The organism is Eubacterium callanderi, assembly GCF_900142645.1.
GTDB lineage: Bacteria > Bacillota > Clostridia > Eubacteriales > Eubacteriaceae > Eubacterium > Eubacterium callanderi.
This window is the reverse complement of record NZ_FRBP01000001.1, coordinates 370,336-394,394: the sequence shown is the minus strand read 5'-3', so window position 1 is coordinate 394,394 and position 24,059 is coordinate 370,336. Positions and strand designations below refer to the sequence as shown.

The following is a 24,059-nucleotide window of genomic DNA, read 5'->3' as shown; positions in this document are numbered from 1 at the left end:
AAGTGCATCCTTTTTTATTTTTGTACAAAATAAAGGAATTGTCACTGTACAAAAATATTCGGCTTTGGGTATAATTTAAGTATACGAGGAGGAAATCAATGAAAATTTTATTAGTTATGGACCAATTTGATCATACCAACAATGGCACCACGATGTCAGCAGTCCGTTTTTCAGAATCACTGAAAAATCATGGGCATGAAGTGAGAATTGTCAGTACAGGAAAGGAAAGTCCTGACAAATACGCGGTGCGTTCATATCATTTTCCCCCTGTTGTCAAACAGATTATTCAGAATCAGGGTATGACATTGGCTAAGCCCAGCAGGGAAGTTTTGAAAAAGGCCATTACATGGGCGGATATTGTCCATTTTTTAATGCCTTTTCCACTTTCGATCCAGGGCGCTAAAATCGCAAAGGAGCTGTCTGTCCCCGCAACAGCGGCCTTTCATGTACAACCGGAAAATATTACCTATACGCTGAAAATTAATAAGGTGGAAAAAATTAATACAGCCTTGTATCAGGGCTTCAAAAATATTTTTTATAACCAATTTTCACATATTCACTGTCCCAGTAACTTTATCGCAGAAGAACTGCGTAAAAATGGTTATACGGCAAAGCTGCATGTCATCTCAAATGGTGTCGACCCGGATTTCTATTACCGTAAGATTGATAAGATTCCGTTGCTCAGGGGTAAGTTTGTGATTTTAATGGTTGGGCGACTGGCCAATGAAAAAAGGCAGGATCTGCTCATAGAAGCAGCAGGGTTATCTAAATACAGGGACCAGATATGCTTGATATTAGCAGGACAAGGACCAAAGAAAAAGTTTTACGAAAAAGTTGGAAAAAAACTGCCAAACAAGGTTCTTATTGATTTTTTTGACAAGAAAAAGCTGCGTGATATCATTGCAATGAGCGATCTTTATGTCCATACAGCAGATGCCGAAAGTGAGGCGATCTCCTGTATTGAAGCATTTTGCAGCGGACTGGTTCCGGTTATCTCCAACAGTCCTAAATCAGCAACCCCTCAATTTGCTTTAAATGACCGATGTCTCTTTAATGCAGGTGACCCTTACGATCTGGCTGATAAAATTGATTATTTTATTGAACATCCTAAAGAAAAAAGGGGTTTAGAAAAAGAATACGCAGCGTACGGTAAGCAATATAATATAGAGGACTGCGTTTATAGGATGGAAGAATTGTTCAGGGAGGCTATTGATGAGTATGGCGCAATATGAGGCTGAAAATTTGGGCGAAAATGTTATTATTGAACGCAATGAAGATAAACGCCACTTTGAGAATCGTTTTGCTTTAAGAAAAATAGCGTTGACCCTGCTGCCTTTATATAATCGCCTGATGTTTGGTCTCACGGTCTCAGGAGAGGATAATTTGGCTGATGTCAGCGGCGGGATGGTAACAATCTGCAACCATGTTCATACGCTGGACTGCACGATGGTAGCCGGTGTTTGCAGGCAGCATCGGATGTATTTTCCAACCTTGGATGAAAATCTGAAAATGCCCTTTGTGGGGCATTTGGTTGATGACCTGGGTGGAATACCGATTCCAGAAAAGCTTTCCGAATTCAGGGGCTTTATGGAAGAAATAGAGGCAACTTTGAGGCAGGGGGATGCCGTCCATCTTTTTCCGGAAGGGAGTCTGGAAGTGTATTGCCCTACTTTACGGCCTTTTCAAAAGGGTGCATTTACGTTTGCGTATGACGCAGAGGTTCCACTGGTACCTATGATATTGACTTACAGATCTGTAAATGGGGTAAGAAGCCTGTTTCGGAAAAAGCCGTTCCTGCATTTAGAAATTTTAAAACCGGTTTATCCAGATGTTAACAATAAAAGAAGCCATGAAATCCAGCGTCTTTTGGAAAAATGCCGTTTAGAAATGCAAAAAGCTTTTGAAAAAAAATAACCCCGGAGAAGTTCTCCGGGGTTTTGCTTTTTGCCTGAATATGGATTAAACAGTTGCCATCCATAATCCATGTAGGTTACAATATTCATATGCAGCGATCACTTCATCACCAGGTGTTAAAGCGAAAACAGCTTTTGGCTCGCCGCCGATTTCCAGACATTTACGCTGGCCGCCTTCTTTGGTTTCAAGATAAATCCAGGCGATATGATGTTCTTCGAGCATTGGATGTGGAACACTGCCGACTTCAACAGTGACGGTATTTCCATCAATTTTAATTACTGGAACGTGTTTTTCCTGAGCTGCATCGACGGTATTAGGAGTTAAAACTTCCATCGGATCACCACAGCAAACCGGTGTTACGCCGCTGTCTTCAACAACACCAAAGATGTTGCCGCAATGTCTACAGATATAAAATTTTGGTTTTTTGCACATAATAAAGACCTCCTATAGTCCAAATATAATTTTGAGCAGTCCGTGTAACCCACTTATCCGCTTAATGATATAATTAATTATACCACAATTTTTAAACTTTAAACGGAAAATGCCTATAAAATTTTGTTTGAAATTAGAATAATATCAAGAAAGGAATAACTATGGAAAAGAAATGGTTGGCGTGGGCAAAGCAGCTTCAGTCAATTGCGCAGGCTGGTTTGACTTACTCTACAAATAAATACGACAGAGAACGTTTTGAACAGATTCGAGAGATGTCTGTTGATATTTTAAATAATTATACCGATGCAGGTGAGGAAAAAATAAGAGACCTGTTTTGCTTTGAAACAGGATACCAGACGCCAAAGGTTGATGTGCGGGGTGCGATTTTTAAACAAGATACAATTCTTCTGGTAAAGGAAAGTATTGACGGCTGCTGGTCAATGCCAGGCGGCTGGGCAGATATAGGGTTGTCTGTTAAAGAAAATATTGAGAAGGAAGCCCGTGAGGAGGCTGGCCTGCATGTGGTCGCTAAAAAATTGGTCGGCGTATTTGACTGGGCAAAAAATGTTGATCTGCCCAATCCTTTTGCCATTTACAAAACCGTTATGCTGTGTGATGTCATTGATGGTGCATTCCAGAAGAATATCGAGACTGAAGATGCCCGGTATTTTGATTTGAACCATTTGCCCGAATTATCAAGAGGCCGTACGACGGAAACGTTGATTGAGCTTTGCTACGAGGCGTCACAGGACAATGCTTTTATTCCAATTATTGATTAACTTTTTTCAAAATTATCCTTGACAATTTGTTTGATAATTGTTATATTATAATCGTTCCGAATTAAGGAACGTTAGGATTAAATAAAATTTATAAGATTCAAGAGAGGTATTTTGAACATGGAATTAAAAGGATCAAAAACTGAAGCGAATTTATTAACTGCCTTTGCAGGTGAATCACAGGCCCGCAATAAATATACTTATTATGCAGAAAAAGCCAGAGAAGAAGGCTACAGCCAGATTGCCGAATTATTTGAAGAAACAGCTACAAATGAAAAAGAACATGCAAAATTGTGGTTTAAAATTGTACACGGCGATGAAATCCCAGATACAGCTACAAACTTAAAAGACGCAGCAGCAGGCGAAAACTATGAATGGACCGATATGTATGCTACTTTTGCTAAAGAAGCAAAGGAAGAAGGCTTTGATAAAATTGCCTTTTTATTCGAAGCGATTGCTAATATTGAAAACCGTCACGAACAGCGTTATTTAAAATTATTAAGCAATGTTGAAGAAGGAACTGTTTTTGAAAAATCAGATAAAGTGCTCTGGCAGTGTATGAAGTGCGGTTACGTTTATGAAGGCACAAAAGCTTTAAAAATGTGTCCGGTATGCAAGACAAGTGGAGCGGATTTCCAGATTTTATCTGAAAATTACTAAGAGGAACAATCAGACGGATTTTATACAAAATCTCCCGAAGTATTCGGGAGATTTTTATTTTTAAAAGAGTATAGTATGGTATAATAAAAACGAGAAAACCTTGGAGGAGTTATTTAATGACTGAGTCGGAAATTAAAACCTTGTTTTTAGATATTGTAGGAACTTTAAATCTTTGTCGTGATGTTAATATGGAAACACCGGCCGGAGAGGTGGTCGAATATGGTATGACAATTACGGATACCGCCTTTATCACTTACCGGGAGAGCAACCGGACCCTTCATTTCTATGTTGACGGAAATGAACTGCTTGTTTTGAATGAATCCAGTCCGCTTCTTTACATGATGCGTGAGCTTTTTGTAGAGGTAGAGGATGGAGACCCAAAGGAACTGACAAGAGCACGGTTGAGGGTTCTGGAATAAAATAAAAGGACGAGCCTAGAGAGTCTTCGTCCTTTTTATTATTTTTTGGTAAATGGGGAGCATGTGCTCTTCACTGCTGTATTTTTCGATGCTTTCAAGAGGAAGCCATGCGACAGCACTGTTTTCATCAGGCTTGTTGGTTAATGGAAGACGATCATCAGCAGTGAGTGAAAAAGCAATCGACAAATGAAGATGTGTGCTGACGTAGCTTCGATTTTTGAAGTGGCCAAAAACAGGTAAAACATCCAGGCTGATTATTTTTTCTGAAATAGGTTTTAAATTTGTGATGCCAGTTTCTTCCTCTGCTTCTCTAATCGCTACAGATAAAAGATCAGCACACCCATCAGCGTGGCCGCCGCTCCAGGACCACGACCTGTAAAGATTATGAAAGACCATCAAGCACTTGTCGCGGCCCGGATTAAGAATAAAACCTGAGCCTGTTAGATGTGCCACAGGATTTTTTCTTGTCAGAATCGTGTCCGGATATTTTTCCATTAAGCTTATAAAGATTTTTTTGTCAGCAAATTCCTGTTCAGTGTTGGGGATAAATTCCCTTATTTGTTGATAAAGATTTTTAAAATCCATCTTGTTAGATCAGTTGGTTTCGCCGGAGAACCATTTTACAAACTCAAGGGCAGAGGGATACTCCCGCATTTTAACAATTTTGCCGTTCACCAAAGTAACCGGCAGAACGCTGTTTCCCTTTTCTACCAATAAGGTTCCGATTGTACGGTTTTCCACAAATGCACTGGGGTCCATTGTGAGGTTATGTCTTACAATATCCCAGCCATCATCCGCAAAAGAAGCGACCATATCATTAATCCGTGCCAGATCAGCGTTTTCTCCCATTTGGCAGACACCATCAACACAAGTTAATTCAGGTTCAAAAATTTCTATTTTAGCCATTTGATTTCTCCTGTATAATTTAGTATGGTTCTATTTTAAACCATTTTTTTAAAATTGTTAAGAGGAAATAATCGTTTTTTCTAAAAAAGTCATTGACAAAAATAATCAAGTATTGTATTATAGCATAGTCAGCTTATGGGGGCATGGCGCAGTTGGGAGCGCGTCTGACTGGCAGTCAGAAGGTCAGGGGTTCAAGTCCCCTTGTCTCCACCATTTTGTTTTTTAGAACCGTCACAGACGGTTTTTTTATTTTTTGATATTACCATTTACAAAAGCGGGTCATCTGATCGACAAAAAATTGATTGATGATGACATTGCCTTTATTTACTTTAAAATGGAAGAAGTCCTGTAATTCATCAATGTAGTTAAGTGTGTGTGAATCAGTGGCGATATTAATAATGGCCGCTTTATCATCAGGTACATTTTCTTTAATACGATCTCTATATTCAAGGTATAATTTTTTAGCATAGTCTTGGGCACTAGGCGATAATTTTCGGTATTGCATTTTCTCCATTCTCCTTTCAAGTTTAAATCGTCTGTTTTAAGCTAATTATGGGTTTTGTGCGGTAAGATAATCAAAATTGATTCGGAGAGCATAAGCGTCTTGTTATACTTTATATCCTGTTTATAACAAGATTAACCCATTTAAGCGAAATTAAGAATTAACCAAGTGTGGAGGAGGATGTTATGATTATCAGTGCCAGCCGTAGGACAGATATTCCTGCTTTTTTCTCAGAGTGGTTCCTTAAAAGACTTGAAGAAGAGTATGTTTATGTTCGAAATCCTTTTAATTCCAAATTGATTTCAAAAATCAGTCTGATGCCTGAAGTCATTGACGGAATTGTTTTCTGGACTAAAAATGCTGTTCCGATGCTTCCCAAACTAAACCGATTAGGGACATTTCCTTTTTATTTTCATTGGACGGTAAATCCTTATGGAAAAGATATTGAGCCACACATTCCTTCGAAAAACGACATTTTAATTCCGGGATTTAAAAAAATGTCAAATCGATTAGGAAATGACAGAGTAATCTGGCGTTATAACCCAATTGTTTTTACAAACAAATACACCGCGGCATATCATCTTTACTATTTTGAAAAACTGGCAAAGAGGCTGAGTGGTTATACGAGACGTTGTATTGTAAGCTTTTTGGATTATTATGAGGATACGAGACAAAACATGCGTGGTCTCGGGCTAACAGACAAAACAGATACGGAGAAAATCGATTTGATCCATAAATTTGCAGACATTGCTCAAAAATATCATATTGATTTGGAAATATGTACAGACAGACAAAAACCTGAAGGGGTCAAAATGGCTTGCTGCATCGATAAGACCATTTTTGAGCGGATACAGGGATATCCCATAACTCTGGGGAAGGATCCGGGACAGAGGCCGGAATGCCGATGTATGGAGAGCATTGATATAGGAATGTATGATACCTGCGGTAATGGTTGCCTTTATTGTTATGCTAACCACAGTAAAAGAAAGCTGTTATATCATCAAAAACACCATCATCCCGAAAGCCCCTTAATCATTGGGGATGTGGAGGCGGATGATATTATTAAGGAGCGAATCGTATCGTCTGATAAAGATTATCAGATGAGATTTTTGATCAATTAAAAAACCTCTGCGCTGGCTTGCGCAGAGGTTTTTTAGGTTGGCGTTTTTATCATTTGATGGATATAAATTAACAGCAGAATTGAGAGCACAAACTCTGGAGTGAATTTTTTTATAAGAGCATTTAAGCGAAAAAGTGGCATATCCTGTCTTGCGCCTACAAACAAAACATAGAAGGTGATAAAATCAAGAATGGTTGTTGGTTTATAGTCGATGGGGCAGTCTTTAAAAGCATCTTTGATGGTGCTTTCTTTTTTGATCAAGGACAGGTTGGCTTTGGTCAACGCATTAAGAGCATTGAGTAAGGCTGGCAGATACTGATCCATTGTGTAATATTCCAATCTTTTTACCCCCAGTGATTTACCAGCAATTTCTAACAATGTCATCAGAAGCGGTTCATCCTCAGGATAATTTGTGCTTCGAATGATGGCGTTAATGGCCGCTAAAATTGACGGTTTATCTGAATCGGCAGGGATACTAAGCAGATGGGCTACCTTTTCACGGGAAATTTCGTCTTGTAGAGGTGTTCCAATAAAGCGGTCAAGCCGGTCATAGAGCTTTCGCTGGCGGCTCATATCAAAGTAATAAAATTTTCCTTTTGCCGCTTTAAAAGTCTTTAAACAGTCGAGATGACCCATTGTAATGTTGTTAAGGATTGTTTTTTGATCAAATTCAAGCGTCATACCAAGATATTCAGAATTATTGATGACCTTGAGGTTGATATCTTTATTTCTTATTTTCTGTTTAACGCCAAGAGCTGGAAATTCAACAGAAATAATATCATTATAGCCATTTTCGGCCATAAAATTTATGGGAACATTATCATAAAAACCGCCGTCAAGATAGGTGGTGCCATCAATTTCCTGCTTCTGGAAAACCGGGAAGGCAGCACTGGCGAGCAAATAATCAAGCAACTGCCCTTCAGGAATGTCTTCAATCATCAATTTGATGGGTGAAAGTGTATTCAAACGGACAGTTACAAGTCCAAGACGTATTGAGGATTTGCGAATCGTGTCTTCAGATATAAGATTTTGAAGATTTTCACGTAAAGGGGTAATGTCAAATCCGCCATGAAACAAATCATTTAAAAAAGATAATCTAAAAAAGTCAAAACTCGTTTTGGACCATTGCTCAACATATTTATTGGTCATGTGTGTGTTAAGGTTGAGAACTTGATTAATGGTCAGATTTGACCAGAAGTCAAGCGCCTTGTCAAAGTCGTTTTGGGCGATAACTGCAGCGTTTAATGCCCCCACAGAGGTTCCAATCACACAGGGCGTGTGAATTTTCATTTCGCGGAGAGCCTGCCAAACGCCAATTTCAAAAGCACCTTTTGTTCCGCCGCCGCTAAGGACTAAACCATATTTTTTCATGCTGATACTCCTGTTCTGCTATAAAAAAGGGTAACGGGTGCTGTTGGTATACAGGCTGTTAGTAATCCGGTTAATCAAGCTATGGCCTTGAAAAACAGCCAGGCCGATTACTGGAAGTAGAAAGATCATGATGATACCAAGCGCGCCAAAAATAATCCCAAGAATGGCGAACAAAGCAGGGGCGTTTTCCCTTTTTAATTCCTGATAAGACAGGATGCCAAAAATAACCGCACAAACACCAACCCACAAACCACTGCCGGCAAAGCTGGAAAGCATAGAAAGAATCCCGAAGCAAAAGGACAAAACAGCCCGGGGATTTTGACCACAGGGTCTTGTTATTGGAATATCAGTATAATCTGGAGCTCTATCTCTCAAGGAGAACCAGAAAAACGGAATGGTGACCGGAAAAATAATGCTCAGTACCAGATAAAGCGTTGCGTTTTTAGGGTTATAAATTCGGTAAAGCCAGTAATAAGCTGAATATTCATAGATAGCGATCAGAATACCAGCGACAAACAGAAAGATCCACCCGACAAAAGGAATCAATGTTACGGTATTGCTTAAAAGTGTGGATACACCGGATAAAAGGGGCAGTATAATGGCAGCATAGGGGATATGAAGTGAACCGATAGACACTTGATCGTTAATGAGTGCGCCCAGCAGATACCGGTTAGCCATGGGAATCCAGGAAATCCATGGATAGCGCAGATTTCTTTTTTTGGCAAGTGTATAGAGGCTTATCCCTTTAAAAATATAGGCGATAATGGCAAAAATACATGCAAATATTATAATACAAAGACAGATTACAATGATAATGCCAATAAAAGCACCGAGAGCATCATAATTGTAAAAAGAATCACCGAAATCGTAGTAATCATAATAGTAATCCATTGGTGAACCTCCTTTAAATAGGTGTTTAGTTTATTGTAATGTATTTTGAAGATGAATGCAAAAAATAATGTGAATACCCAGAGGATTTCCACTGAGATATTCACATTTTTTTAAGAAAAGCTATACTCATAGGGGTCCCTGTTACGAATGACAAAAGGAAAAATCGAAAGCATAAAAGGGAAAATGATACTGAGTACAAGAAACAGTACTGCAGAATCTGAATAATATAATTTATATAATCGGTAGTATGCTGCATAATTGTACACAGCAATTGCAATTCCAATAATCCAGCCGAAAAAAGGGATTGCAATTAAAGCGCCGCTGCAGATAGACGCAACGGGTAAAATCACTTGTGCATAAGGGATTTTAAGCGAGCTGATTGTCACTTTTTCACCGATGATTTCGCCTAATATAAAGAGCTTAATAATCGGAATCCACGCTAACCACGGATACTCGATATTTTTTTTCAAAGCCATGGTATAGAGCCCAAAGCTCGAGAAAAGGTACAGAGCGATTGGTATAAGGCAGATAAATAGGACGGTAAGGATACCGAGCCCTGCCACAAATGCCACTAAACTGGCGATGAGCGAAGTTTCAAGCATGTTCAACACCTCCTTTATTAACCGTATCATTGTATCCTAGATGAAACAAAATTACAAAGGATGAGTTGTCAATTTTTTGTATCATTTTCTCGAATTATCTATTCATATTTTTCTTTTAATGCATCAACCAGCATATAGGCAACCTTATTGATGGTTTGAGAGCCAGCGACAAGGACTAAATCATCAGATTCCAGATTGTCTGACAGATATTTTACAATGGTGTTAAATTCTGACATAACAATGGTGGGAATATGATATTTTTCCTTAATTCGTTTCGCCAGATCTTCAGAATAGATGTCCCAATCATTTCCCTCACGGTCAGAATAAATATCATTGAGAATGATAAAATCTGCTTTCGCAAAAGCATCTACAAATTCATCAAAAAGATAGAAGGTTCTTGAATAGGTATGGGGCTGGAAAATAACCCACAAATTATTATGCGCATGATTAAGACAAGCGTCAATAACAACCTTCAACTCAGTTGGATGGTGAGCATAATCTTCATAAACATTAATGCCGTTTACTTCTCCGCGAAACTCAAAGCGTCTCTTAGCGCCGTGAAAATTATCAAGCGTTTTTTGGACAGTAGCCTCGTCAATACCTAAAAATTCACTGCATGCAATGCAGGATAGGGCATTTAATACATTGTGCTCACCAGGAATCTTCATGTTAAAATGGCCATAAAATTCATTGTGATGATATGCGTCAAAGGAGGGGTTTCCCATAACATCGTATTGGATATTATGGGCAGTCCAGTCATTTTTTTTCTCAAAACCATAGGTGGTGACTGGACAGCGGAGGCTTTCTACGGTATCCAATACATCTTGAGAATCACCATAAGCGATCATAAGACCATCTGGCGGCAGAATTGCGCCAAATTTGTGAAAGGATTCCTTAATTTGTGGAAGACCTTCTGTAAAATAATCAAGATGATCCTCTTCAATATTCGTAATAATACCAATATAATGGGATGTTTTTAAAAAGGAATCGACATATTCGCAGGACTCAATAACAAAGTAGTCACTGTCCCCCAGACAGGCATTACCACCAATTTCGGGCAGTTTTCCTCCGATACTGACACTCGGATCAAAGTCAGCATAGTGCAGTAAGGCGGCGATCATGGAAGAGGTCGTTGTTTTTCCATGTGTACCGGCAACGCCAATGGTTTTATCAAAAGCCAGGGACAGTAGTCCGAGATAATCCGAACGTTCGACTATTGGCAAGTCAAGATCTTTAGCGCGAACCATGTCGGGGTTATCTTCGTGAATTGCTGCTGAATAGACGACCATATCCGTATCTTCCGGGATATTGTTGTAATCATGTCCGATATGAATTTTGACATCGCGGTCTTTCAGTTTTCCGGTATAAGAGGACTCAATCATATCGGAGCCTTCCACTTTAAAGCCCTGGTCCAGGGCCATCCCCGCCAGTCCGCTCATGCTGCTGCCTCCGATACCGATAAAAAATATCTTTTCAATTGGACGATTGAATTTCTTTTTTAATATTTCTTTCAATTTGTTTGCTCCTTATAGTTCTCATGGACTACAAGAATTATATCATAGCTATTTATTAAGATAAAGTCCTACCATTAAGGAATTTTATTAAGGAAAGGCGAAAAAGACTTGCACTTTTTTTGAATATGAATAAAATTATAAATAGACTAAAAAATGTTCGGGTTTTATAGGTGAATAAATGAAAAAGAATGAACGTGTTTGTGCAATTACAAAAATATTGACAGACAACCCCAATAGGGTTTTGACCTATAATTATTTCAGCCAGCTTTTTGAAGCGTCTAAAACAAGTGTCTGTGAAGACGTAGCGATTGTGAAAAGTGCGGTGGAAGTGATGAAAATGGGGAAAATTGAAACAGTATCTGGCGCAGCGGGCGGCGTTAAATATCTTCCTGTCGTTTCAGATGAAGAGGAAAGAGCAATCCTCTTAGAGATAGCCGAAAGGCTTATGGAGCCAGAGCGTAAAATTCAGGGAGGATTTATCTATTACAGCGATATCCTTTCCAGCCCTTATTACGCACAGCGTCTTGGAAAAATTATTGCGGGAAAATACCTGGAGCAGGGCGTAGAGTATGTTGTGACGACAGAAACGAAGGGAATTCCGGTAGCTCTTGAGAGCGCCCGGTTTTTAAATGTTCCCATGACGGTTATCAGAAGGTCGAATAAAGTGACAGAGGGCACTACGACGAGTATGAACTATGTCTCTGGCTCGACGAATAAAATTAATACGATGTATCTGAGCCGGAGAATAAACCTCGAAGGAAAAAAAGTCTTAATTATTGACGACTTTATGAAAGGCGGGGGAACTGCAAAGGGAATGATGAATTTAATGGAGGAAGTTGGCGCTGTCATTATCGGGCCTTGTGTTATATTTGTGACAGAAGAACCAAATGAAAAACTCGTAGATAATTATTTACCACTGCTGCGCATGCACACCTCGTTAAATGACAAAGAAAAAATGCTTGTAGAGTTGACCGTGAAATAGTGTCCATAAAATGGTGATAGAATACAAAATAATCGGGTAAGTTTTTGTTTTAATTTTGTCCGAAATATGATACTATAATGTAAAGGTATAGTAAGATGTGATTTTATTTACTACAATCGAAGGGGAGGCTTACATTATGGTAATTACAGACGTAAGAGTAAGAAAAATTTATCCAACAGGGAAAATGAGAGGAATTGTGTCGGTTACATTTGACGATGAATTTGTCGTGCATGATATTAAGGTAATCGAAGGACAGAATGGTTATTTCATTGCAATGCCTAGTAGAAAAACACCGGACGGAGATTTTAAAGACATCTGTCACCCGATCACCTCCAGTACCCGCAAGGAAATGCAAGGAATCGTTTTGGAAGCCTATGAAAAAGCAGTTTTGGAAAAAGCTGAAGAGACTGAGCCCGAAGAAATTGATCTTGAAGTAGATTTTGAAGATGATTCAGAAGAATAAGGGGTTCTATAATCATTTTAGTACAAATAGAAAAGCATTAAATTGAGAGGAGGGAACATGGTTCCCTCTTTTGACGTTTACAAAAGTAAATTAGCTGTAGACATTTATCACGATAAAGGGTATTATTTTTCATGGTAAAGAGTCCCTTTATATGAATGTTAATATAAAATTCAGGTTTTTAACTGGAATATTGGAGAATTAAAAAATGAAATCAACCAAAACAGTGATTTTGGCTGCCGGTCATGGGACAAGGATGGTTTCTGAAAAACCAAAGGTCCTTCATGAAGTCGGCGGAAAAGCAATGCTGGATTATGTCATTTCCGCCAGCGAAGCTGCTGGCGCAGATGATATTGCCGTAATTGTTGGTTATAAAGCAGATACTGTCAAAGCTGCTCTCCCCGAAAATCTTACAGCGATTGAGCAAAAGGAACAGCTTGGCACAGGGCATGCTGTTCTTCAGGCGCTGCCGTTCTTTGAAAATTTTAATGGCAATGTGCTTGTTTTAGTTGGAGACGCACCTCTGGTCCGTAAAGAGACGCTGGAAGAGCTTGTAAAAGCGCATGAAGATGGCGGTTTTTCAGCAACGGTGTTGACCGCTGTCTTCGACGATCCAACGGGTTATGGAAGAATTGTCAAAAAAGGTGACGAGCTGATTAAAATCGTAGAGCACAAGGATGCGACCGACGAAGAACGCAGTATAAAGGAAATTAATTCTGGAATGTACTGTTTTGATGCACAGGCATTAAAGGCTGCGTTGCAGGCAATTAATTCTGATAATGTTCAAGGTGAATATTATCTCACCGACACCATTGAAATTTTAAGGGGAATGGGTAAAAAGGTAGGTTCCTATCCTACTCCGGATGTGGATGATATAGCGGCTGTAAATTCAAAGGTCCAGCTGGCTGAAATTGGAAAAATTATGCGCCGCCGAATTAATAGTTCTTTGATGGAAGCGGGTGCGATCATTATTGATCCTGAAAACACTTATCTGAGTGTAGAGACAAAGGTTGGAAAAGACACCGTTGTTTATCCTGGCGTTATCACAGAAGGCAGGGTTGTCATTGGTGAAAATTGTATTATCGGCCACAACAGCCGTATTGTAAATTCCACCATTGCAGATGGCGTAGACATCCAGATTTCTACCATATTAGACAGCTTTGTCGATGAGAATACACATGTGGGTCCTTATGCTTACTTACGTCCCAACAGCCATATTGGAAAAAATGTCAAGGTTGGCGATTTTGTCGAGGTTAAGAATTCTGTTATGAAGGATGGTGCAAAGGCATCGCATTTAACCTACATTGGTGATGCTGAGGTTGGAAAAAATGTTAATTTGGGCTGCGGCACTGTTTTTGTAAACTATGATGGTACTAATAAATATCGCACGGTCGTTGAAGATAATTGTTTTATCGGCTGCAACAGCAATCTGGTTTCACCAGTAACCGTAAAAGAAGGCTCTTATGTAGCAGCAGGCTCAACCATTACCAATGATGTGCCGAAAGATACTTTAGCGGTTGCACGTGCTCGTCAGGTAAATAAAGAAGGATATGCCCTTCAGATGAAAAAAATTAAAAAAATAAGTAAATAATTAAATTTAAATAAAATATGAGGTGCAAAAAAAGATGGATGGAAAATTCGGCGGAATTAAGATCATTGCAGGTAATTCCAACAGAAAATTAGCTGAGGATATCGCAGACTATTTAGAAGTACAGCTATGTAATGCAGATATTCTTCATTTCAGTGACGGAGAAATTGGCCTTAATGTATTTGAATCTGTTCGCGGAGCAGATGTTTACGTTATCCAGTCAACAGGGAATCCTTGTAATGATAACTTGATGGAGCTGTTGATTATCATTGATGCGATGCGCAGAGCTTCAGCAGGCCGTATCAACGCGGTTATTCCTTATTACGGTTATGCAAGACAGGATCGTAAGGCAAAATCCAGAGATCCGATCACAGCTAAGCTGGTCGCAAATTTGATTACAACAGCCGGTGCAGACCGTGTCATCACCATGGATCTTCATTCAAATCAGATTCAGGGATTCTTTGATATTCCTTTGGATCATTTATCAGGCGGTGGCTTAATCGCTGAATATTTTAAAAATCTTCGTCTGGATGACATGGTGGTTGTATCCCCAGATGCAGGAAGTGTTAAGCGTTCCAGAAAATTGGCAAGAACGCTGGAATGTCCCTTTGCAATTATAGATAAGCAGCGACCAAGACCAAATGTTACTGAAGTCATGAACGTTATTGGTAATGTTGAAGGAAAAAACTGTATCCTGATTGACGATATGATCGACACTGCTGGAACCATTACCACAGGTGCTGATGCTTTGATGAAGCTGGGAGCAAAATCAGTACGGGCGGCCTGTACCCACGGTGTTTTCTCTGGCCCAGCCATTGACAGAATCCAGAATTCAGCCATTGAAGAGCTGATTACTTTGGATACGCTTGTGGTTCCAGAAGAAAAACGGATTGATAAAATCAAAATCCTTTCTACCGGAACTTTATTTGGCCGTGCCATTGATTACGTTCATTTTGGCCGTTCTCTGAGCAAATTATTCTCAGAAAGATATGTATAAACTTTCATGTATTTGATTATAGGGCTCGGCAATCCAGGCAGAGAGTATGCCTTAACACGTCATAATATTGGCTTCGAGGCGGTAGATTATATTGCAGGCCAGAAAAATGTTCAGATTACAAAGGACGAGCACGAAGGATTGACAGGCGTTTATTTTGAGAATGGCGAAAAGGTAATGCTGGTTAAACCAATGACTTACATGAACAACAGTGGTCTCTGTGTGGAGGAACTGGTATCCTACTATGATGTACCGCTGGAAAACACACTGGTCATTTATGATGATATTGACCTTGATCCGGGTAAAATAAGAATACGGAAAAAGGGAAGTGCAGGAACACATAATGGTATGCGTTCAATTATCTATCAGCTCCAAGATCAAAATTTTCCAAGAATTCGGATAGGAATTGGGAAAAAGCCGCCTCAGTGGGATTTGGCAAACTATGTTCTCAGTAAATTTACACCGGATGAAACAGAAGTAATGCGTGAAGCAGTAAAAAAAACGGCAGAAGCGGTTGAGTTCTATATAAATGAGGATATCGATTTTGCCATGAACCGTTTAAACCGGAAAGAAAAAGCTGAAAAAACAGATTCTGAGGTTCAGAATCAGTAAAATAAATAAGTGCAGAGCCCGGGTCATTTGATCCGGGCTAGTGCTGTATAAGGAGAGGAAATGGATCGACTGTTTAATGACTTAAAAGGAACGCCTAAAATCGAAAAAATATTTGAAGCCATTGAAGAATCCATAGGGGTTAATCTCTCAAATGTCAAGACGGGGCTAAAAGGTTTTTTAACACTTTTGACCTATGAACATTTTGATACGAATGTTTTGTTTATCACCCATTCCGACAGAGATGCTCAAAAAAAGGCTGAAATTTTGAGAAAGTTCAGAGATACCGGGGTGCTGTATTATCCATTGGAGCCGGTTCATGATTATTTTTCGGATGCTCATAGTCAGGATATTGCCCATCAGCGTATGACCGTGATCGAAAAACTGTTTTCAGAAAAAAAACATATCATTGTAGCATCAATCGACAGTATTTTGAAAAAAATGGTACCCAAAGAAGCGATGGAAGCGCTGTTTTTCTCAATTAATAACGGTGATACCTTTGATCTGGAAGCATTGGTCGTAAGGCTTGTGAATTTGGGGTATGAGAGAGTTTATCAGGTAGAGTCGAAGGGGCAGTTTGCACTGCGTGGCGGAATTTTAGATATCTATAACGTAACCTCCGAAGATGCTGTCCGTATTGAGTTTTTTGATGATGAAGTGGACTCAATGCGTCTTTTTGATGTTGACAGCCAGCTTTCATATGATCAGATAGAAAATGTTCGGATAGCCCCTGCAAAAGAAATCGTTTTGTCTGAGGAAGAACGGCAGAGAATTTTTAAAATGATCCATAAAAAATATGATGGAAATGAGCTTTATATGGAGCTTGTTGAAAAGCTGGAGCAGGAAGGCGCTCAATATGACGAAACCCTGTTTACCTTTATTAAGGAAAACGACTCCTTTATGGATTATGTGGGGAAAAATATTGTTATTTGGGATGAATATACGCGGATCAAGGAAACCTATGATATTTTTATCAAAAAAACATGGCTGGATTATGAGTCGCTTATAACACAAGGATACATTCTGCCTGAGGAAAAAAACAAGTTTTTTACATTCCACCATATTGAAAAAAGCCTGGAAGGCTGTCCGGCAATTAAAGAATATCTTTTTAACAGCAGAGCAAAAAAAGGAATGAATCTGGATATGAATTCCCGAGATCTTGAAAGCTTTGCGGGCCAGTTTCCATTATTTTTAGATTTTTTAAACCGGCGGCTTACCTTAGGATACCGGATCCATATCTGTTGTAAAACTGATAAGACCCGTGAAACGGTCAAGCAATACCTGGTAGACCAGGAGGTCTTTAATTTTGTTGAGAATGAAGGGCCAGGTGTGCAGCTTTCAGTTGGCGAAATTTCCGAAGGCTTTGAAATGGAAGATGAAAAAGTTGTCTACATTAATGAGTCTGAGATATTTAAAGAAAAGCGCACCTCGCAGAGAAAGAAAAAACACAAAGGAAGAAAGATTGATTCCTTTGCCGAGTTACACGTAGGGGATTATGTTGTCCATGATGTGCATGGTATTGGGATATACCGGGGAATTGAGCAGCTGACAATTGACAATGTAACCAAAGACCTGATGGTAATCGAGTATGCCGGAGATGCCAGGCTTTATATTCCAGTAGAGCAGATGGATTCCGTCCAGGTTTATATAGGTACGGGCGGCGATAAAAAGCCAAAGGTTAACCAGATGGGAAATCCCGATTGGCAGAAGGCTAAAAATAAAGCCCAAAAAGCAGTCGAGGATATGGCCGATGAGCTCATCGCTTTGTATGCCAAAAGACGTTCGATGAAGGGATATGCCTTTAGTCCAGATACTTCCTGGCAAAAAGAGTTTGAGGATGATTTCCCTTATGTTGAAACAGAAGATCAGCTGCGCTGTGTTGAAGAGATCAAGGCGGATATGGAATCGGAAATACCAATGGACCGCCTTTTATGTGGTGATGTTGGATATGGAAAGACTGAGGTAGCCTTGCGCGCCGCTTTCAAAGCTGTCATGGAAGGAAAACAGGTGGCAATGCTGGTTCCGACAACGATTTTGGCACAGCAGCACTACAATACAGTTTTAGAGAGGTTTCGAAAATATCCTATCAGTGTAGAGGTGATCAGCCGTTTCAGAACCTCTGGACAGCAAAAGAAAATTTTGGGGGATTTAGCGCTTGGCAAGCTGGACATGATTATCGGCACACACCGCCTGTTATCCCAGGATGTTCAATTTAAAGACCTTGGGCTGCTTATTATTGATGAGGAGCAGCGCTTTGGGGTACGGTCTAAAGAAAAAATAAAACAGTTAAAGCAGAATGTCGATGTTTTAACCTTAAGCGCAACCCCGATCCCGCGTACACTGCATATGTCGATGACGGGTGTGCGTGATATGAGTGTCATTGAAGAGCCTCCAGAAGGAAGGAGGCCGGTTCAAACTTACGTTATGGCTTATAACCCGCTGATTATCCAGGACGCCATCAACCGCGAGCTTGGCCGTGGAGGACAGGTTTATTATGTTCATAACCGTGTTCACGATATCCATGAGGTTGCTATTGATGTACAGAGTCTTGTGCCAGACGCGAGAATTGTTGTGGCCCATGGACGGATGAGTGGCAGTGAGCTGGAGGATATTATGGTTGATTTTTTGAATCATGATTTTGATATTTTGGTGACAACGACCATTGTTGAGTCTGGATTGGATGTTAAAAACGCCAATACCATGATCATAGACGAGGGGGATCATTTCGGCCTTTCACAGCTTTACCAGCTGAGAGGGCGTGTCGGAAGATCGGATGCTCAGGCTTATGCTTATGTTACCCACAAAAAAGAAATTTTGACCGAAGTTGCACAAAAGCGTTTAAAAGCCATTAAGGATTTTACAGCCTTTGGATCGGGATTTAAGGTAGCCATGCGAGATCTTGAAATACGCGGAGCCGGCAATATTCTGGGAGCAGAGCAGTCGGGGCACTTATTTAAAATTGGTTATGAGCTGTATTGTCGTATTTTGGAAGAAGCTATCAGTAAACGTATGGACGGTGTAGAAGTAGAAACTGAAGAGCCAATTCGTATCAATCTGGACATAGACGGCTATATTCCCGAACGCTATATCAGCAGCGAAGAGCTGAAATATGACATCTATAAAAAACTTACATTTATTAAAACGATTGAGGATTATGATGATTTTGAAGAAGAGCTCCTCGACCGTTTTGGGGATATACCAAATGGTGTTTATAATCTGATGTCTATTGCTATGATTAAAAACATGGCTTCATCCATCGGGATCAAAGAGATTAAACAAAAGGGGCAGTTTATTTATCTCACCTTTAGTGAAAAAAAGGAAGTTTTTGTCCCGGATGCTGAAAAAATGCCGGAATTAATACGTAAATATAAAGTAAAATTTAAAGCGGGAAAAGCCAATGAAGCGTGCTGGAGTTTTAACTTGTCATCAGTCAAGGATAAAGATATTTTAAAAGAAATTATTTCATTTTTTGAGGATTTGAAATAATTAAGATGTCATTAAGATAAAATATGTTAAAATATAAAAATCACAATTTTTAAGGAGAGCAAAATGCATAAAAATAAGATCAGGGGAGTTGTATTGGCTTTAGCGGTTACGCTGGGGATTACAACACTGACAACCGGTTGTTCGTTGGTTTCTGTCAATCCAGAAAAGGATAAACAGCAGGTTATAGCAGAGATTGATGGACAGTCTATGACAAAAGAGTCTTTTAACAATTATATGGCGTATTATGACCTGTATTACACGGCAAACGGAAGTACTATGCCCACAGGATCCAAACTGACTGAATTTAAGAAAGATTTGCTGGACAGTCTGGTTCAGGTTGGAGCGATGACTGCTCAGGCAAAAAAGGATAACATTACAATTGATGAGGCGGCGGCTGAAAGCCAGGCTCAAACTGCGCTGGACAGCCTAAAAACATCGGCCGGAAATAAATATGACAGCACTCTGTCTAAATATAACACCAATAATGATTCTTTCACACAATTTATGAAAACCTTCATGGTTGACAACAGCTATGCCAGCGAGTGTTACTCTAAGCATATGGATTATCTGAAAGAGCATCCGGAGGAGGAGCTGGATCAGGTTGTTGGAAAAATCAATGATGAAGAAATTAAACGTGGAATTTACAATTATTATTATATTAACGAGGAAATGACATCCTACTATTCAGGCGGACAAGGACTTCAGACAGACGATGAGAGTGTAAAAGAAACAAATAAATCGATTTTCAACTCAATTGCTCAAAATAAAGCGCTGATTAAGTACTGTGAAGAGTATAATATTGAAATAAAGCAGGAAGAGATTGACAATGCACTTCAGACAAAACAGTCCATCCAGAAAATGATGTTTCAGACAGATGACGAGCTGAATCAATACCTTGAAAACTACTTCCTTACAAAAGAAAAATACGACGAATATCAAAAAGAAGATGCCAGGGGGACCGCTGCGGGCCAAGCCATTCAGGCAAAAGTGACGGAAGATGTCAAAGTCAGTGACACGGATTTGCGGAAATATTATAAAGACCATAAGGATTCTTATGATGAAAGCACCGTTTCAGCAGAGCATATTCTGACGGAGGATGAAGCTCTGGCAAATGAAATTTATGATAAAGCAAAAGACGTAAAGACAAAAGAAGATTTTGAAAAAATTATGAATGAATACAAATCCAATGAAAAAGTAAAAGAAGCAACGGATTTGGGTGCTTTCAATAAAGAAAAGATGGTTAGCGAATTCTCAGACGCAGCTTTTGGAATGGAAAAAAACAGTGTCAGCAAACCTGTAAAAACAGAGTATGGTTACCACATTATCTATGTTTATGATAAAAATGATGCCGGAGAAGCCAGCTTTGAGGACAAAAAGGATGAAATAACCAAGGCTGTAAAAGAAGAAAAGGGTACAGAGGACTATAACAAGTTAAAAGAAGATTTATTGAAAAAAGAGAAAATTGATATCTATGATATTAAAACAACGCTCGAAAGCTACATGGATCAGCTGAAATCTGAATTGAATATTCAGGTTTATGAAAAGAAAGTCCAATAGTTATAATAAGTTAAAGGCTTGCTGAGAGGCAGGCCTTTTAAATTTGCGTATCCACTGCAAAAAAGTTATAATGATACTTATTTCGTTGAAAGAGGTTTTCAAGTGAGTAAAAAAGCGAGCAGTTATCTAAAAGGAGCGACAATTCTGGCAGTGGCCGGGATTCTTTCACGCCTTCTTGGGTTGTTCTACAAGGTGCCGGTATACAACCTTGTCGGGAGCTATGGTAATGGCATATACAGCAATGTCACAAATGTTTATAATTTGTTGCTGATGGTTTCAACGGTGGGACTGCCAGTGGCAATTTCGAAGATGATCTCTGAAAATATCGCGGTCAAGGATTATCTGGCGGCTCATAATGTGTTTAAGGTATCGTTCTGGACACTGCTGATTATGGGTGGGCTATCCACTGCTTTTCTTTTTCTGGGCGCAGATTGGCTGATTACCGTTGCAAACTGGCCTGGAGAAAGCTTTCCAGCCATTATGGCCATTGCGATGGCACCGCTTGTTATAGCGGTATGCTCATCCTTCAGAGGCTTTTTTCAGGGCTTTCAAATTATGAATCCCACGGCAATCTCTCAGATTATTGAGCAGATCATTCGTGTGGGATTAGGTGTTTTTTTGTGCTGGTACTTTGTTTCCAGTGGAATGGGCGTTGGAATGGGCGTTGGCGGAGCTGTTTTTGGAGCGACCGCTGGCGGCCTGTTTGCGATGTTATTTCTCTGGTTTTTATACTGGGCTTTTACTGCAGCTAATAAAAAGACTTTAAAACAAACAAGCCGTCCGGTACCTTTGACAAGCAAACAGATATTTAAGCGTCTTGTTATCATTGCAATTCCGGTCACTCTGACTTCTGCCATTGTCTCACTGTTTTCGATGATTGACTCGTTGATCTATATTCCGAGATTGGCGCTGGCAGGAGTTGATGCTCATACAGCAACAACTATGATCGGTGATTTTGCCAATGCCGATACGCTGATCAATATTCCACTCGTTATCAGCGGAACCCTCGCGGTTGCGATGATACCAGCGATTTCAGAGTCTTTTGCACTTCGGGATAAAAGAGTAATGGGACATAAAATCGATGTGGCTATCCGGTTAGTGATCATGGTGGCTTTGCCTTGTTGTATTGGTCTTTCAGTACTTTCACAGGGAATTTTTGACATTCTTTTTCAAGGTTCACCCTACGGGCCGGAAATTTTAAAATATTACGCTTACGCGACCATTTTTATGATGCTCTCCAATACCTTTCAGAGTATCCTTCAGGCCATTGACCGTTTTAGAGTGCCGTTGATTAATCTTGCCATAGCCATTGTTATCCGTTTTGTAACAGGATGGATATGTCTGGCAGTGCCGGCCTTTAACATCTATGGGATTGTGATCAGCAGTATGATTACATTTGTATACTTAACGATATCCAATTATATCTGCGTCAAACGCTTTACAGGATTTCAGATGGATGCAAAGCAAACGCTTTTCAAACCTCTGGTTTCAGCGATTGTGATGGGACTTGCCACCTGGGGCGTTTATGCAGTGGTCAGTATGTTCGCTGGGAATTTTATCGCAGTGGTGACGGCGATGGTGGTCGCTGTTGCTGTGTATTTTTTCCTGATGATTTTGATTGGTGGAATTACGGAAGAAGAGATGGCTATTCTGCCAGCACAGAAAATTATCGAACCGGTTTACAGGAAAATCAGAGGAATTTTATATCGCTAGGATAGAGGAGAAATTATGTCGCAAATTAGTATTGTCGGTCTGGGACCAGGTTCCTTTGGCCAGCTGACTGTAGAAACACTGGAGTTGCTTCAAAATGAAAATAAAAATTATTTCAGAACGGCGGTCCATCCAGTGGTCAAAGAGCTGGAGAAACGTGGAATAGAATATTGCAGCTTTGATGTATTGTATGAAGACTGTGAGTGCTTTGAGGATGTTTATGAAAGCATCGCGGAACAGCTCGTTAAAAAAGCAGAGGCAGGTCAGCCGCTAATCTATGCGGTTCCTGGAAATCCATTGTTTGGAGAACAAAGTGTGATTAATTTGATGCGTAAGTGTCAGGAAAAGGACATAAGCTATCAGATTTATTCGGGAGTAAGTTTTGTTGATATTTCTATGACGGCATTGAAAGAAGATCCGGTTAATGGGCTGAAGATCATTGATGCCTTTGAAATGAATGAACAAATTCCAGATAAGACCATGGGCAATTTGGTTACTCAGGTTTTTAACCGCCATATGGCCTCAGAGGTTAAGCTTTCTCTGCTCGATTATTATCCAGACGATTATCCCGTTGTTTTACTTATAAATGCAGGTATTCCAGGACAGGAGCTCATTAAAGAGGTTCCTTTGTGCCAGATGGACTGGGTTGAGGAAATCAACCATCTGACGACGCTCTATATCCCGCCAGATAAAAATGATTTAAGAAGCTACCAAAAGTTACTTGAAATTATGGGAATTCTCAGAAGTCCAGAAGGCTGCCCATGGGACAGAAAACAAACACATGAGAGCCTCAAAGCATATTTACTGGAAGAAACCTACGAAGTAATGGATGCCATTGAAACAGAGGATACAGAGAATCTTATTGAGGAATTGGGAGATCTGCTTTTTCAGATTGTATTTCACGCACAGCTTGGCAGAGAAGAAGGACTTTTTACATTCAATGATGTTCTGGAGGGAATCAACCAAAAAATGGTGCGCCGCCATCCCCACGTTTTTATGGCGACTGAGGAGATTTCAACTGAAAAGGTCCTGTCTAATTGGGATGAGATTAAAAAAACAGAAAAGCAGACACAAACCATTTCAGATGAAATGGAACGTATTCCAAAAGCGTTTACTGCTTTGATGGAGGCCTGTAAGGTTCAGTCCAAGGCAGCTAAGGTAGGGTTTGATTGGGAAGGTCCTTTGGACGCATTGAAAAAAGTTGCTGAGGAAGAACAAGAAGTAAGAGTGGAAATTTTAAAAAAATGTCCAGATAAATTGGAAGAGGAACTGGGGGATCTGCTGTTTGCGGTTGTCAATGTTGTTCGTCTGGCGAAAATCCAGCCGGAAATTGCATTGCGCAAAGCGACTCAAAAGTTTATTATGCGTTTCAAAGAAATGGAAAAAATTACCCTAAATGAACAAAAAAGTATGCTTGATTACGATCTTGATGGCCTTGAACAACTGTGGCAACTGGTGAAATCCTTAAAAAACTAAGGTTTTTAGCTAAAAATACAGAAAATGCTTGTATTTTTTAGCGAAACGTGATTATAATAATAATCATAAAAATTAAAACATAAAGATCAC

At 39.7% G+C, this 24,059-nt stretch carries 23 protein-coding genes and 1 tRNA gene; 16 read left to right on the top strand and 8 right to left on the bottom strand.

Annotated features, from left to right (window positions below; all coding sequences use genetic code 11):
- The first annotated feature begins 98 nt into the window (after nt 1-98).
- A complete protein-coding gene (locus BUC22_RS02045) occupies nt 99-1,232 on the top strand; it encodes a glycosyltransferase (RefSeq protein WP_073382146.1) in 1,134 nt (377 codons plus the stop codon).
- Nucleotides 1,213-1,914: a lysophospholipid acyltransferase family protein gene (locus tag BUC22_RS02040; RefSeq protein WP_073382144.1), complete on the top strand. Its 702-nt coding sequence runs from the start codon at nt 1,213-1,215 to the stop codon at nt 1,912-1,914. Before BUC22_RS02045 ends, BUC22_RS02040 begins: the two co-directional genes overlap by 20 nt.
- 45 nt (nt 1,915-1,959) lie before the next feature.
- Here BUC22_RS02040 and BUC22_RS02035 read toward each other — a convergent pair whose 3' ends face one another.
- Nucleotides 1,960-2,346 (bottom strand): desulfoferrodoxin family protein, encoded by a 387-nt coding sequence (locus BUC22_RS02035; RefSeq protein WP_058693561.1) that lies wholly within the window; start codon nt 2,344-2,346, stop codon nt 1,960-1,962.
- Between the two features lie 161 nt (nt 2,347-2,507).
- Between BUC22_RS02035 and BUC22_RS02030 the strand changes: the two genes are divergently transcribed.
- From BUC22_RS02030 to BUC22_RS02020, 3 genes are all read left to right on the top strand, one after another.
- The gene (locus BUC22_RS02030) at nt 2,508-3,125 is read left to right on the top strand and encodes an NUDIX hydrolase (protein ID WP_073382141.1); all 618 of its coding nucleotides are present in this window, start codon (nt 2,508-2,510) and stop codon (nt 3,123-3,125) included.
- Between the two features lie 117 nt (nt 3,126-3,242).
- Complete coding sequence (gene rbr / locus BUC22_RS02025; RefSeq protein WP_073382178.1) at nt 3,243-3,782, top strand: rubrerythrin; 540 nt, start codon at nt 3,243-3,245, stop codon at nt 3,780-3,782.
- A 116-nt stretch (nt 3,783-3,898) separates the two neighbouring features.
- Complete coding sequence (locus BUC22_RS02020) at nt 3,899-4,201, top strand: hypothetical protein (RefSeq protein WP_013382068.1); 303 nt, start codon at nt 3,899-3,901, stop codon at nt 4,199-4,201.
- 15 nt (nt 4,202-4,216) lie between these two features.
- Here BUC22_RS02020 and BUC22_RS02015 read toward each other — a convergent pair whose 3' ends face one another.
- Both BUC22_RS02015 and BUC22_RS02010 read right to left on the bottom strand, forming a co-directional pair.
- Entirely contained in the window at nt 4,217-4,786 is a 570-nt protein-coding gene (locus BUC22_RS02015) for an NUDIX hydrolase (protein ID WP_073382139.1), read from the bottom strand.
- 9 nt (nt 4,787-4,795) lie between these two features.
- Nucleotides 4,796-5,107, bottom strand: a complete 312-nt coding sequence (locus BUC22_RS02010) for an arsenic metallochaperone ArsD family protein (RefSeq protein WP_013382066.1) — start codon at nt 5,105-5,107, stop codon at nt 4,796-4,798.
- A gap of 137 nt (nt 5,108-5,244) precedes the next feature.
- Here BUC22_RS02010 and BUC22_RS02005 point away from each other — a divergent pair.
- Nucleotides 5,245-5,320: transfer RNA gene (locus BUC22_RS02005), tRNA-Ala, on the top strand.
- Between the two features lie 46 nt (nt 5,321-5,366).
- Here the strand turns inward: BUC22_RS02005 and BUC22_RS02000 are convergent.
- Nucleotides 5,367-5,612, bottom strand: a complete 246-nt coding sequence (locus tag BUC22_RS02000; RefSeq protein ID WP_073382136.1) for a hypothetical protein — start codon at nt 5,610-5,612, stop codon at nt 5,367-5,369.
- Nucleotides 5,613-5,794: 182 nt separating this feature from the next.
- Here BUC22_RS02000 and BUC22_RS01995 point away from each other — a divergent pair, with 182 nt between their 5' ends.
- Entirely contained in the window at nt 5,795-6,730 is a 936-nt protein-coding gene (locus BUC22_RS01995; protein WP_013382064.1) for a DUF1848 domain-containing protein, read from the top strand.
- Between the two features lie 32 nt (nt 6,731-6,762).
- Here the strand turns inward: BUC22_RS01995 and BUC22_RS01990 are convergent, their stop codons facing one another.
- From BUC22_RS01990 to murC, 4 genes are all read right to left on the bottom strand, one after another.
- Nucleotides 6,763-8,100, bottom strand: a complete 1,338-nt coding sequence (locus tag BUC22_RS01990; protein ID WP_154556977.1) for a patatin-like phospholipase family protein — start codon at nt 8,098-8,100, stop codon at nt 6,763-6,765.
- An 18-nt stretch (nt 8,101-8,118) separates the two neighbouring features.
- Entirely contained in the window at nt 8,119-8,991 is an 873-nt protein-coding gene (locus BUC22_RS01985) for a DUF4190 domain-containing protein (protein WP_073382134.1), read from the bottom strand.
- Nucleotides 8,992-9,101: 110 nt separating this feature from the next.
- Nucleotides 9,102-9,593 carry a hypothetical protein gene (locus BUC22_RS01980; protein ID WP_073382131.1) on the bottom strand — a complete coding sequence of 164 codons (492 nt, stop codon included), beginning with the start codon at nt 9,591-9,593 and terminating at the stop codon, nt 9,102-9,104.
- 98 nt (nt 9,594-9,691) lie between these two features.
- Nucleotides 9,692-11,107: a UDP-N-acetylmuramate--L-alanine ligase gene (gene murC, locus BUC22_RS01975; protein WP_073382129.1), complete on the bottom strand. Its 1,416-nt coding sequence runs from the start codon at nt 11,105-11,107 to the stop codon at nt 9,692-9,694.
- Nucleotides 11,108-11,285: 178 nt separating this feature from the next.
- Between murC and purR the strand changes: the two genes are divergently transcribed.
- The 9 genes from purR to yabN all read left to right on the top strand — a co-directional run bounded on the left by purR (nt 11,286) and on the right by yabN (nt 23,969).
- A complete protein-coding gene (purR, locus tag BUC22_RS01970; protein WP_013382059.1) occupies nt 11,286-12,089 on the top strand; it encodes a pur operon repressor in 804 nt (267 codons plus the stop codon).
- 136 nt (nt 12,090-12,225) lie between these two features.
- A complete protein-coding gene (spoVG, locus tag BUC22_RS01965) occupies nt 12,226-12,552 on the top strand; it encodes a septation regulator SpoVG (RefSeq protein WP_013382058.1) in 327 nt (108 codons plus the stop codon).
- 205 nt (nt 12,553-12,757) lie between these two features.
- Nucleotides 12,758-14,140, top strand: coding sequence for a bifunctional UDP-N-acetylglucosamine diphosphorylase/glucosamine-1-phosphate N-acetyltransferase GlmU (glmU, locus tag BUC22_RS01960; RefSeq protein WP_013382057.1), 1,383 nt, complete (start codon nt 12,758-12,760; stop codon nt 14,138-14,140).
- 34 nt (nt 14,141-14,174) lie between these two features.
- On the top strand, nt 14,175-15,134 hold the full coding sequence (locus tag BUC22_RS01955) for a ribose-phosphate diphosphokinase (RefSeq protein ID WP_013382056.1): 960 nt from the start codon (nt 14,175-14,177) through the stop codon (nt 15,132-15,134).
- 6 nt (nt 15,135-15,140) lie between these two features.
- Nucleotides 15,141-15,743, top strand: a complete 603-nt coding sequence (gene pth / locus BUC22_RS01950) for an aminoacyl-tRNA hydrolase (protein ID WP_073382126.1) — start codon at nt 15,141-15,143, stop codon at nt 15,741-15,743.
- Between the two features lie 60 nt (nt 15,744-15,803).
- Nucleotides 15,804-19,226, top strand: coding sequence for a transcription-repair coupling factor (gene mfd / locus BUC22_RS01945; RefSeq protein WP_073382124.1), 3,423 nt, complete (start codon nt 15,804-15,806; stop codon nt 19,224-19,226).
- A gap of 63 nt (nt 19,227-19,289) precedes the next feature.
- On the top strand, nt 19,290-20,783 hold the full coding sequence (locus BUC22_RS01940) for a peptidyl-prolyl cis-trans isomerase (RefSeq protein ID WP_073382121.1): 1,494 nt from the start codon (nt 19,290-19,292) through the stop codon (nt 20,781-20,783).
- Nucleotides 20,784-20,885: 102 nt separating this feature from the next.
- A complete protein-coding gene (locus BUC22_RS01935) occupies nt 20,886-22,496 on the top strand; it encodes a putative polysaccharide biosynthesis protein (RefSeq protein ID WP_073382119.1) in 1,611 nt (536 codons plus the stop codon).
- Between the two features lie 15 nt (nt 22,497-22,511).
- Nucleotides 22,512-23,969, top strand: coding sequence for a bifunctional methyltransferase/pyrophosphohydrolase YabN (gene yabN, locus BUC22_RS01930; RefSeq protein WP_073382116.1), 1,458 nt, complete (start codon nt 22,512-22,514; stop codon nt 23,967-23,969).
- The last annotated feature ends 90 nt before the right edge of the window (nt 23,970-24,059 follow it).

Bases quoted from the DNA above. Each gene is read 5' to 3' on its own strand.
- rbr (WP_073382178.1), top strand. From the start codon at position 3,243: ATGGAATTAAAAGGATCAAAAACTGAAGCGAATTTATTAACTGCCTTT.
- BUC22_RS02045 (WP_073382146.1), top strand. From the start codon at position 99: ATGAAAATTTTATTAGTTATGGACCAATTTGATCATACCAACAATGGC.
- BUC22_RS02000 (WP_073382136.1), bottom strand. From the start codon at position 5,612: ATGCAATACCGAAAATTATCGCCTAGTGCCCAAGACTATGCTAAAAAA.
- BUC22_RS02010 (WP_013382066.1), bottom strand. From the start codon at position 5,107: ATGGCTAAAATAGAAATTTTTGAACCTGAATTAACTTGTGTTGATGGT.
- BUC22_RS01985 (WP_073382134.1), bottom strand. From the start codon at position 8,991: ATGGATTACTATTATGATTACTACGATTTCGGTGATTCTTTTTACAAT.
- pth (WP_073382126.1), top strand. From the start codon at position 15,141: ATGTATTTGATTATAGGGCTCGGCAATCCAGGCAGAGAGTATGCCTTA.
- purR (WP_013382059.1), top strand. From the start codon at position 11,286: ATGAAAAAGAATGAACGTGTTTGTGCAATTACAAAAATATTGACAGAC.
- spoVG (WP_013382058.1), top strand. From the start codon at position 12,226: ATGGTAATTACAGACGTAAGAGTAAGAAAAATTTATCCAACAGGGAAA.
- yabN (WP_073382116.1), top strand. From the start codon at position 22,512: ATGTCGCAAATTAGTATTGTCGGTCTGGGACCAGGTTCCTTTGGCCAG.
- BUC22_RS02040 (WP_073382144.1), top strand. From the start codon at position 1,213: ATGAGTATGGCGCAATATGAGGCTGAAAATTTGGGCGAAAATGTTATT.
- BUC22_RS02035 (WP_058693561.1), bottom strand. From the start codon at position 2,346: ATGTGCAAAAAACCAAAATTTTATATCTGTAGACATTGCGGCAACATC.
- BUC22_RS02030 (WP_073382141.1), top strand. From the start codon at position 2,508: ATGGAAAAGAAATGGTTGGCGTGGGCAAAGCAGCTTCAGTCAATTGCG.
- BUC22_RS02020 (WP_013382068.1), top strand. From the start codon at position 3,899: ATGACTGAGTCGGAAATTAAAACCTTGTTTTTAGATATTGTAGGAACT.
- BUC22_RS02015 (WP_073382139.1), bottom strand. From the start codon at position 4,786: ATGGATTTTAAAAATCTTTATCAACAAATAAGGGAATTTATCCCCAAC.
- BUC22_RS01980 (WP_073382131.1), bottom strand. From the start codon at position 9,593: ATGCTTGAAACTTCGCTCATCGCCAGTTTAGTGGCATTTGTGGCAGGG.
- BUC22_RS01940 (WP_073382121.1), top strand. From the start codon at position 19,290: ATGCATAAAAATAAGATCAGGGGAGTTGTATTGGCTTTAGCGGTTACG.
- mfd (WP_073382124.1), top strand. From the start codon at position 15,804: ATGGATCGACTGTTTAATGACTTAAAAGGAACGCCTAAAATCGAAAAA.
- BUC22_RS01990 (WP_154556977.1), bottom strand. From the start codon at position 8,100: ATGAAAAAATATGGTTTAGTCCTTAGCGGCGGCGGAACAAAAGGTGCT.
- BUC22_RS01955 (WP_013382056.1), top strand. From the start codon at position 14,175: ATGGATGGAAAATTCGGCGGAATTAAGATCATTGCAGGTAATTCCAAC.
- glmU (WP_013382057.1), top strand. From the start codon at position 12,758: ATGAAATCAACCAAAACAGTGATTTTGGCTGCCGGTCATGGGACAAGG.
- BUC22_RS01995 (WP_013382064.1), top strand. From the start codon at position 5,795: ATGATTATCAGTGCCAGCCGTAGGACAGATATTCCTGCTTTTTTCTCA.